This is a genomic window from Streptomyces carpinensis, assembly GCF_002154505.1.
Classification (GTDB): Bacteria; Actinomycetota; Actinomycetes; order Streptomycetales; family Streptomycetaceae; genus Streptomyces; species Streptomyces carpinensis.
The window spans coordinates 1-10016 of sequence record NZ_MUBM01000380.1; the positions used below are offsets into that span (position 1 = coordinate 1).

Annotated in this window: 8 protein-coding genes; all 8 read right to left on the reverse strand. The window is 72.0% G+C overall.

What is annotated here, in order from left to right:
- Positions 1-25 precede the first annotated feature (25 nt).
- Complete coding sequence (locus BZY54_RS39345) at positions 26-1561, reverse strand: GMC family oxidoreductase (protein ID WP_086730150.1); 1536 nt, start codon at positions 1559-1561, stop codon at positions 26-28.
- 150 nt (positions 1562-1711) lie between these two features.
- Positions 1712-3238, reverse strand: coding sequence for an aldehyde dehydrogenase family protein (locus tag BZY54_RS39350; protein WP_086730151.1), 1527 nt, complete (start codon positions 3236-3238; stop codon positions 1712-1714).
- 249 nt (positions 3239-3487) lie between these two features.
- Positions 3488-4264 (reverse strand): hypothetical protein, encoded by a 777-nt coding sequence (locus BZY54_RS51890; RefSeq protein ID WP_244217556.1) that lies wholly within the window; start codon positions 4262-4264, stop codon positions 3488-3490.
- A 466-nt stretch (positions 4265-4730) separates the two neighbouring features.
- Positions 4731-5720 (reverse strand): malate dehydrogenase, encoded by a 990-nt coding sequence (locus BZY54_RS39360; protein WP_086730152.1) that lies wholly within the window; start codon positions 5718-5720, stop codon positions 4731-4733.
- Between the two features lie 483 nt (positions 5721-6203).
- A complete protein-coding gene (locus tag BZY54_RS39365) occupies positions 6204-7331 on the reverse strand; it encodes a helix-turn-helix domain-containing protein (RefSeq protein ID WP_086730153.1) in 1128 nt (375 codons plus the stop codon).
- Positions 7332-7474: 143 nt separating this feature from the next.
- On the reverse strand, positions 7475-7987 hold the full coding sequence (locus BZY54_RS39370; RefSeq protein ID WP_086730154.1) for a helix-turn-helix domain-containing protein: 513 nt from the start codon (positions 7985-7987) through the stop codon (positions 7475-7477).
- Between the two features lie 261 nt (positions 7988-8248).
- Positions 8249-8746 (reverse strand): DUF3017 domain-containing protein, encoded by a 498-nt coding sequence (locus tag BZY54_RS39375; RefSeq protein ID WP_086730155.1) that lies wholly within the window; start codon positions 8744-8746, stop codon positions 8249-8251.
- On the reverse strand, positions 8736-9590 hold the full coding sequence (locus BZY54_RS39380) for a bifunctional methylenetetrahydrofolate dehydrogenase/methenyltetrahydrofolate cyclohydrolase (protein ID WP_086730156.1): 855 nt from the start codon (positions 9588-9590) through the stop codon (positions 8736-8738). Before BZY54_RS39380 ends, BZY54_RS39375 begins: the two co-directional genes overlap by 11 nt.
- Positions 9591-10016 lie beyond the last annotated feature (426 nt).

Below are 10016 nucleotides of genomic sequence, written 5' to 3' on the forward strand. Positions count from 1 at the left end.
TTGCGGGTGGGGACCGTGAGAGCCATCAGCTCTCACCTCCGATCAGGTCGACGGCCTTCTCACCGACCATGAGCACCCCGATCATCGGGTTCACGGCGGTCATGGTGGGGAAGACCGATGCGTCGGCGATGCGGATGCCGTCCAGGCCCCGGATGCGCAGCTCGGGGTCGACGACGGCCAGTTCGTCGTCGGCGGCGCCCATACGGCAGGTGCCGGCCGGGTGGTAGACGGTGTGGGCGACCTTGCGGGCGTACTCGCCGAGCTCCTCGTCGCCCGTGATGTCCGGGCCGGGGCAGACCTCGCGCTTGAGCCAGCCGGCCAGCGGCTCGGTGCCGGCGATCTCGCGGGCGATGCGGATGCCGTCGACGAGGGTGCGGCCGTCGTAGTCGTCCTCGTCGGTGAAGTAGCGGAAGTCCAGGGCCGGCTTGACGGACGGGTCGGCACTGGTCAGGTACAGCCGGCCCCTGCTCTTCGGCTTGGGGATGTTCGGGGTCATCGACACGCCGTACCGCGGGCGCTGGTAGCCCAGGCGTTCGGGGTTGTCCGTGAACGGGATCTGGTAGAAGTGGAACATCAGGTCCGGGCCCGCGTGTTTGGGATCGCGGCGCACGAACAGGCCCGCGTCGGAGTCCATCGCGGAGTTCTCCGGAATCGGCCCGTGGGTCTCCCAGACGATCACCGACTCGGGGTGGTCGAGCAGGTTCTCGCCGACGCCCGGCAGGTCGAGCGCGACGGGTATGCCGAGCTTCTCCAGGTCCGCCTTCGGGCCGATGCCCGAGTGCAGCAGCAGTCGGGGCGAGTCGACGGCACCGGCGCACAGCAGCACCTCGCGGCGGGCCCGTACGAGGATCTCCTCGCCGTCCTTGGTGCGCACGTGGACGCCCTCGGCGCGGGTGCCGTTCAGGTGCAGCTCGTACGCCCACGTCTCCAGCATGATCGTGAGGTTCGGCCGTTCGTCCATCACCGGGTGCAGATACGCCACGGAGGCGCTGGAACGCTTGTTGTCCTCCGGGTGGTAGGCGAGGTCGAAGAAGCCGACGCCCTCGCGGAACGGCTTCTTGTTGAAGCCCTCGACCCTGGGAACCCCGACGGCCGCCTGCGCCGCGTCGACGAAGTCGCGGGCAATGGTGTTGCGGTCCTTCTCGTCGACGGGGACGATGTTGTTCTTCAGGCGGGCGTAGTACGCCTCCATCGGGACCGCGCCCCAGCCCTTGGCGCCGGCCGCCTCCCACTCGTCCCAGTCGGACGGCAGCGGCTTGAACGCGATGAGGGTGTTGTGGGAGGAGCAGCCGCCGAGCACGCGGGCGCGGCTGTGCCGGATGTGCGAGTTGCCGCGCGGCTGTTCGGTGGTCGGGTAGTCGTAGTCGAGTTCGCCGCCGAGCAGGCCCATCCAGCGGCGCAGGGTGAGGACGTCCTCGCGGCCGACGTCGCTGGGGCCGCCCTCGATGACGGCGACGGTGACGTCGGGGTTCTCGGTGAGCCGGGAGGCGATGACGGAGCCTGCCGTGCCGCCACCGATGACGACGTAGTCGTACGTGTTCTCAGGGGTGTTGTCCGGCATGGGGGTGGTACTCCAGGTGGGGGGTCGCGGCTTGTGTGGTCGGGGCTCGATGCATGACGTGGTCGGGGCCCGGCCCGTGCACGGCGTGGTCGGGGCCCGGCCCGTGCACGGCGTGGTCGGGGTTCGAGCCGTGCCCGGCGTGGTCGGGGGTCAGCCCGCGAACCAGCGCACCGGCTGGGGCGCCAGGTTCTGGTAGACGTGCTTGGTCTCGCGGTACTCGGCGAGTCCGGCGGGCCCCAGTTCGCGGCCGACGCCGCTCCTGCCGAAGCCGCCCCACTCCGCCTGCGGGAGGTAGGGGTGGAAGTCGTTGATCCAGACCGTGCCGTGGCGCAGCCGGCCCGCGACCCTGCGAGCGCAGCCGGCGTCGGCGGTCCAGACGGCGCCGGCGAGGCCGTACTCGGTGTCGTTGGCGAGGAGGACGGCCTCGTCCTCCGTGCGGAAGGTCTCGACGGTGAGGATCGGTCCGAAGACCTCCTCGCGGACGACCCGCATCTCCCGGTGGCAGTGGTCGAGGACGGTCGGCTCGTAGAAGTAGCCGGTGGCCGGCCGGGTCGCGTCGGCGTCGGGCCGCTTGCCGCCGCAGCGCAGCACGGCGCCCTCGGCGAGCGCGGAGGCGACGTACGCCTCGGTCTTCGCGCGCTGCTGCTCGGAGACGAGCGGCCCGCACTCGACGCCCCTCTCGGTGCCGCGGCCCAGCCGGATCCGCTGTGCGCGCCGGGCGAGTTCGGCGACGAGCCGGTCCCGTACGGACTCCTCGACGATCAGCCGGGCGCCGGCGGAGCACACCTGGCCGCTGTGGATGAAGGCGGCGTTGAGCGCCTGGTCCACGGCGGTGTCGAAGCCCTCGTCGGTGGCGCAGGCGTCGGCGAACACGACGTTAGGGTTCTTGCCGCCGAGTTCGAGGGCGACCTTCTTGACCGTGAGGGCGGCGGCCTGCGCCACCTTGGTGCCGCTGACCAGACCGCCGGTGAAGGAGACGAGGTCGACGTCGGGGTGCTCGGCGAGGCGGGCGCCGACCGTGTGGCCGGGGCCGGTGACGATGTTGGCGACTCCGGCGGGCAGACCCGCCTCGACGAGGAGGTCGATCAGCGCGACGGTGGTCAGCGGGGTGATCTCACTCGGCTTGATCACGAAGGTGTTGCCCGCGGCGAGCGCCGGGGCGATCTTCCAACTGGCCTGGAGGAGCGGGTAGTTCCAGGGCGTGATCAGGGCGCAGACGCCGACCGGCTCGTTCACGACGACGCTGTGCACGTCGGGCGAGCCGACGTCCACGACCCGGCCGGGCGCCTCGGCGGCGACCAGGTCGGCGAAGTAGCGGAAGGCGTCGGCGACGCAGTCGACGTCGACGCGGCCCTCCTCCAGGGTCTTGCCCGCGTCCCGGCTCTCCAGCAGGCCGAGCCTCTCGCGGTCGCGCACCAGCAGGTCGGCGACCCGGCGCAGCAGGGCGGCTCGCTCGGCCACGGGGGTGCGCGGCCAGGCGCCCGCGCCGCCGTCGAAGGCGGACCGGGCCGCCTCCACGGCCCGGTCCGCGTCCTTCTCGTCGCCCTCGGCGACCACGGCGAACGGCGTCGCGTCGGCGGGGTCGAGGATGTCGCGCGTGGCCCCGGAGACCGATTCCAGCCACGCTCCTCCCGCGTGAATCGTGGTGCGCGCCGTGCGTGTCGTACTGTCCGCCATGATCGGTGAAGCCTTCCGTTCCTGCTCAGTTGCCCTGAGTGACATGGGTGTCACCCACAGGGACCGTGAGCACCTGCCCCTCCCCTCGAATTGCATGCGCAATCCATGGCCGAAAGTGTTCCGCGTCACGAAAGTTGGGGACAAACATGGGCAAAGCCGACGGAAGTCGATCAGCCGCGACCGGTCCGGACGCATGGCAACGACACCCTCCCCGGGTCGGCCGCCCTTGGGTTTGTCCGGTGGGTACACCTAGCCGCAGTGACCGCCCGATGGGCAGAAGGAGGCCAGTGCGGCGGTGAGCGGAGCGCGGATCCGGTCGGCGGGGAGCGTGACGGGACCGCTGACGCGGAGGGCGTAGAGCGTGCCGTCGGCGGCCTGGAAACGGTGGTCGACGACCTGGCGGGGCCCCTTGTCGCGGTCGTCGTAGCGGTAGGTGAGTTCGGCCCAGGTGGAGCCCGAGTCACGGTTCAGGACCTGGTAGCCGGGCTGCCGGGCGAACCCGTAGCCGGGGTCGTTCTCGGCCAGGTCGAGGGAGGTGGCCGGGGTGCCCTCCGTGACCGCGAAGATCTGCAGTTGGCGGCCGTCGGACGGGGAGTCGTAGTAGACCACCGGCGCCTTCTCGCCCTGCTTCTGCCTGCGGGTCCAGCCCTCGGGGACGTCGACCGTGTAGCCGACGGGGTCCTGGGTGCGTCGGTAGCCGGGGGCGGCGCCGCCCGGGGCCGGGGTGGAGACCTGCCGGCCGGGTCCGGTCGCAGGGGTGTCGTCCCGCGAGTCCTCCGGCGTTCCTTCGTGCGGAGACGGGGAGGAGAGCGAGGAGGGCGAGGAGGGGGACATGGACGGGGCCGGAGTGGAGACGGTGGCGGCCGTCGCCGGGCCGGCCGCCGGGCCGGTGGAATCGTGCCGCAGCACGGTGTACCAGACCCCGGCGCCGGCTCCCGCCCCGAGCACGGCCGCGGCGGCGGTCGCGGCCAGGAGACGGCCTGCGCGGTGAGCCCCCGCACGGCGCTGCGGGGGCGCGGGGGGCACGTGCGGCGGAGGCGATGCGGGCGGCGGGGACGGCGCGTACGGCGGAGGTGATGCCGGCGGTGCGTACGGCGAAGACGACGCGGGCGGGGTGGGCGGTGACGCTCCCCAAGTGCCCCAGGACGGCGGCGGAGTCGGCAGCGGGGTGCCCGTCTGGGTCTCGGCGGACGCCCACGGCGGTTCCGGGGCCGGCCCCTCCGCTTCTCCCCAGGCCGCCTGGCCTCTGTCCTCGCTCGGTTCGTGCTCCGCGCCCGAACCGGAACCGTGGCCGTCCCAACCGCTCATCGCGAACCCCCCGACGTCACCCACCCCGTGGAGCCACCCCGTCGGGTACCGCCGTAGTCGCGGTACGGCGGTACCGAATTCGACGGTAGCGGTGAAAACGGCCACGGGCCCCGTTCCGGAAGAAACCGGAACGGGGCCCGTGCGGGGTCGTGACGAACGAGCGTGACGACGGGGGCCGTTGGACTCAGATGAGGCCGAGGCTGCGGACCGCCTCGCGCTCCTCCTCGAGCTCCTTGACGGAGGCGTCGATGCGGGCGCGGGAGAACTCGTTGATCTCCAGGCCCTGGACGATCTCGTACTTGCCGTCCTTGGTGGTGACCGGGAAGGAGGAGATCAGGCCCTCCGGGACGCCGTAGGAGCCGTCCGACGGGATGCCCATGGAGGCCCAGTCGCCGTCCGCCGTGCCGTTGACCCACGTGTACACGTGGTCGATGGCGGCGTTGGCGGCGGAGGCGGCCGACGAGGCGCCACGGGCCTCGATGATGGCGGCGCCGCGCTTGGCGACGGTCGGGATGAAGTCCTCGGCCAGCCACTTCTCGTCGTTCACGACCTCGGCGGCGTTCTTGCCGGCGACCGTGGCGTGGAAGATGTCCGGGTACTGGGTGGCGGAGTGGTTGCCCCAGATGGTCAGGCGCTTGATGTCGGCGACCGTCGAGCCCGTCTTCTTCGCCAGCTGGGTGAGCGCGCGGTTGTGGTCGAGGCGGGTCATGGCGGTGAAGCGCTCGGCCGGTACGTCCGGCGCGGCGGCCTGGGCGATCAGCGCGTTGGTGTTGGCCGGGTTGCCGACGACCAGGACCTTGACGTCGTCCGCGGCGTGGTCGTTGATGGCCTTGCCCTGCGGCTTGAAGATGCCGCCGTTGGCCTCCAGCAGGTCACCGCGCTCCATGCCCTTGGTGCGCGGGCGGGCGCCGACGAGGAGGGCGACATTGGTGCCGTCGAACGCGACGTTCGGGTCGTCGGTGATGTCGATGCCCTGAAGGAGCGGGAACGCGCAGTCGTCCAGTTCCATGGCCGTGCCCTCGGCGGCCTTCAGGGCCGGCGTGATCTCCAGGAGGCGCAGCTTGACCGGCACGTCCGCGCCGAGCAGCTGGCCGGAGGCGATGCGGAAGAGCAGGGCGTAACCGATCTGGCCGGCCGCGCCGGTGACGGTGACGTTCACGGGAGTGCGGGTCATGGCGTTCTCCGTATGACAGCTGGCGGTTGGGGCGTCCCTGCCCCGGGGTGCGGGATCCCCGCGTCCGGTCGGTGGCCGTACGCCCGCCACGATGATCGATCACGTACGGACGATCGATCTCTTGGCGTCAAGAGAGATCCACCGGTCAGGCTATCGCGCATCCGGCATCCCGGACTGCGGGGCCCCTGTGGCCCGTCCCACAGACGCTGCCAGGACCAGCGGGGACAGGGCTGGCGGGGAGGCCGGGAGAGGCGCTGAGCGGCCGGGAAGAAACACCGAAAACAATCGGCGCGTGGCGCGCATGGGATCCGCCGTTCGGGGCAGGCGAACGTCACCCCCCATGGGAGTCCGGCTTTCCGGCAACCCCACACGGCGGCCGCCTTCGTCTCTCCTCTCCCGGACGGGCGGCCGCCTCTCTCCTTCAGGAACGGGTGCCGCCTTCCGGCGGACCGGCGTCGGCCTCCGGCGGTTTCGTCCGCCCGATCACGGCGTGCAGCCCTTCCGCCCCGACGCCAGCGTCACGCACGCCGTCGCCTGGGCCGCGTCCTTCACGGCCACCATCGGCGTGTACGCGATCGTGTCGCCGGCCTTCGTGACCGTGTCGGCCTCCTTGCGCGTGCCGACCGTCACCTGTACCTGGTCGCCCTGTGCGGCCTGCGTGATACGGCCCCAGGCGGCGCCGCAGGTCTTGCTGTAACGCACCTCGACGACGGTCGTTCCGACGGTGGCGCTGCGGGCCGTGGTCACCAGCCCGCCGCTGCACCCCATGGCCTCGGCGTCCTTGCCGGTGCAGCCGGCCCCCTCGCACTTCACTCCGGGCGGCAGCTCGGGGGTGGCGCTCACGGACGGCGACGCCGGCTTCCTCGCTCCCACGGCCTTCTTGCCGTCGTCGCCGCCGGTGAGGTAGAAGACGGCACCGATCACCACCAGCACCCCGGCCAGGCCCGCGAGGAACATCGTCAGCCGCCTCCTGCGCGCCCCGTACGGACCCGGCGTGTCAGCCCCCGGCGCCGGCGGGGCACCGCCGGGAGGAACCGCCCCCGCAGCCCCGGAGCGGGAGGCGGAACCGGAGGAGGTGGCAGATGCCGAGTCCCGTGCGTCCGCGTCGGAGGCCGTCGGCTGGGGTGGCACCGTCGGGGACACGCCCGCCGCACCCGCGGTCCCGGGGGCGGGCAGTCCGGGTGCCGCCGTGGCGCTGCCGCTCCTGCGCAGGCCCTTGCCGCCGTCGGGCCGCGCACCCCCGGCGACCTCCCCGCCGGGCGCCGCCGCGCCGAACTCGCCCAGCGCCGCCCGGGCCTGGGCGATCCGGATGGCCTCCATGGTCCTGTCGTGGCGCAACTCCGCGCGGCTCCAGGCCCGCTCGGCGAGCTCCCACATCGTGGCCAGATGGACCGGGTTGGTACCGGTGACCTCGGCGAGGGCGACCACCGCACCCTTGGGTGCCAGCAACCGGCCGTTGAGATAACGCTCCCAGGACGTCCTGCTGTAGCCCGTACGGTCGGCGAGCGCGGCGACGCTCAGGCCGCTGCGGTCGACGAGCCGCCGCAGCTGACCGGCGAACTCCTTGACCTGCGGGTCGAGTTCATCGGGCAGAGACTTCCAACGAGCCATTGCCGCTCCCCCCTCTTCCCCCGGCACCGCCGGCTTCTCCCCGCGCGCGGCGCCCGATCCGTTCGGGCGAGGACACGCGCCGCTGCGCTGATTGCCCACGCTGGCCCGGTTGTCGGACGACTTCTCCCCAGATCCCTATTTTGTCACCCAAGGGCAATGGTGCCCACGACGGCGGTGAGCAACAGTGCGACGAGCAGCACGACGGCGTACAGCAGGAGACGCCCGCCGGGCCCGGGACGCGGATGCTCCTCCGGCCGGTCCCACCAGGGCACGGTGGGGACTTCCTCGTAGACCTCGTGGACACGGGTCTCATGGGCGTGAGCCATATGGGCTTGGACGGTGCCCTCCATCCCCGGTGCCCGCTCCGGCACCATGGCGGGCCTCGGCCAGACCTTGACGGCCATCTCCCAGCGCACGGTGTGGCGTTCGGCGTCCGCGCCGGCCAGGCCCGCGACCCGGCACAGGGCGGTGACCGCCTGCCGCGGCGGCGGCTGGCCGGCGTTGAGGTAGCGCTGCCAGGAGGACTTGCTGTACGCGGTGCGCGCACCCAGCGCGGCCAGGCTGAGGCCCGTCCCGTCCTTGAGGAGCCGCAGCTGCTCCACGAAGTGCCGTACTTCCGGCGGCAGATCGTCCGGTAGCGGCTGCCAGGCGCCCATCCCACACCTCCCGGCATCCTCGCGTCGCCCCTCGCAGCGAGTGACGACGACGCGGGCGGATCGGTTCCCACGCCGGGCGGGGCACCCCTGTGGCAGAGCGCGGACACGGTAGCGGAATGGTCACTTCCGTGCCACAGCGCACGGACAGCCGTTGAACAGCCAGTTCGCCGTGCAGGAGTGTTGTCCCCGACGGCGGTCCGTCCTTACTCGGGGGAGAGGATGGGCCGCCGTCACCGTAGCCGTACGGATGTAGGAACGCCGTCAGCTGTTGCGGACGGTGAAGTGCAGCGCGTCGTCCAGGAACGGGATCTCCAGCCAGGGCTTCGGCTGGGCCGCCAGCGCCAGCAGCACGATCGCGCAGCCCAGGATCCCGTAGGTGACGATGTCCGTGAAACGGGAGCGGACCGCGAGCATGCCGACGCGGGGCAGGACCCAGCGCAGCACGGCACCGCCCAGCAGGGCGACGCCGATCAGCAGCAGCCCGACCCGGAACGCGTCGAGGGCGGTCACCAGCAGGCCGAGCCCGACCATGACCAGCACGGAGAGCAGCGGCCACTGCCGGGCGGGCGCGGGGGCGTCGCTCGGTGCGGCGATGCCCCCGCCCTCGGGGCGTGCCGTGTCCTCGGTGAACAGCGGGAAACGGCGCGTGCCCCGCTGCGGCCGGCCCTCGGCGCCCGGCGCGTCGACCGGATGGTCCCGGCCCTGGTCCCGGTCGGCGTCCTGCGTGTCCCGCGGGGCGCCGCCCGCCTCAGCCGACACTGCGCTCCGCCGCCTCGACCACGTTGACCAGCAGCTCGGCGCGCGTCATCGGGCCGACGCCACCGGGGTTCGGGGAGAGCCAGCCGGCCACCTCGGCGACGTCCGGGTGGACGTCGCCCACGATCTTGCCCTCGGCGTTGCGGGAGACGCCGACGTCGAGGACGGCCGCGCCCGGCTTCACGTCCTCGGCGCGGATCAGGTGGGCGGAGCCGGCCGCGGCGATGATGATGTCGGCCCGCTTGAGATGGGCGGACAGGTCGCGGGTGCCGGTGTGGCACTGGGTGACCGTGGCGTTCTCGCTGCGCCGGGTGAGCAGCAGCGGCATCGGACGGCCGATGGTCACCCCGCGGCCGACGACCACGACCTCGGCGCCCTTGATCTCCACGCCGTAGCGGCGCAGCAGCGTCAGCACGCCGTTGGGGGTGCAGGGCAGCGGGGCCGGCTCGTTGAGGACGAGACGGCCGAGGTTCATCGGGTGCAGGCCGTCGGCGTCCTTGTCCGGGTCCATCAGTTCGAGGATGCGGTTCTCGTCGATGCCCTTGGGCAGCGGCAGTTGCACGATGTAGCCGGTGCACGCCGGGTCCTCGTTGAGTTCCCGGACGACCGCCTCGATCTCCTCCTGGGTCGCGGTGGCCGGAAGCTCGCGCTGGATGGAGGCGATGCCGACCTCGGCGCAGTCACGGTGCTTGCCCGCGACGTACTTGCGGCTGCCGGGGTCGTCACCGACCAGGATCGTGCCGAGGCCGGGCGTGACGCCCTTCTCCTTCAGCGCCGCCACGCGGGCGGTCAGATCGGACTTGATCGCGGCTGCGGTGGCCTTGCCATCGAGAATCTGGGCGGTCATGCCACCATCCTCGCGGATGACCGCCCCGCGGTTCCAATCCGGGTGGGTACTTGATTCCGAGCCGGGCGCGCAGCTGATTCCGGGCCGGACGAACCCGCGGTTTCCGTCCCGGTGGGCCCGCGTTCGCCGTCGCGACGGGCCTGTGTCTCCTGTTTTTCCACTCTCATGATCACCGATGTTGCACTTGCACAACACATCAGGATGCGGCTGGACAAGTAAGCAGTCGGTCAAGAACGATGAACAGCACAGTGCCGCGGGCAGCTCATCGGGGGGATGAACCGCATCCTGTAGAACTCTCCTCCGTACGGTGCCTCGCGTCGTCCCCGCACGTGATCGACGGAGGAAAAGACCGCCATGAGTTTCGGCGACCCGAACAACCCCTACGGGCCCCCTCCCCAGCAGCCCCCGGCCGGCGCTCCCGGTTAC

Bases quoted from the DNA above. Each gene is read 5' to 3' on its own strand.
- BZY54_RS39360 (WP_086730152.1), bottom strand. From the start codon at position 5,720: ATGACCCGCACTCCCGTGAACGTCACCGTCACCGGCGCGGCCGGCCAG.
- BZY54_RS39365 (WP_086730153.1), bottom strand. From the start codon at position 7,331: ATGGCTCGTTGGAAGTCTCTGCCCGATGAACTCGACCCGCAGGTCAAG.
- BZY54_RS39345 (WP_086730150.1), bottom strand. From the start codon at position 1,561: ATGCCGGACAACACCCCTGAGAACACGTACGACTACGTCGTCATCGGT.
- BZY54_RS39380 (WP_086730156.1), bottom strand. From the start codon at position 9,590: ATGACCGCCCAGATTCTCGATGGCAAGGCCACCGCAGCCGCGATCAAG.
- BZY54_RS39350 (WP_086730151.1), bottom strand. From the start codon at position 3,238: ATGGCGGACAGTACGACACGCACGGCGCGCACCACGATTCACGCGGGA.
- BZY54_RS39370 (WP_086730154.1), bottom strand. From the start codon at position 7,987: ATGGGCGCCTGGCAGCCGCTACCGGACGATCTGCCGCCGGAAGTACGG.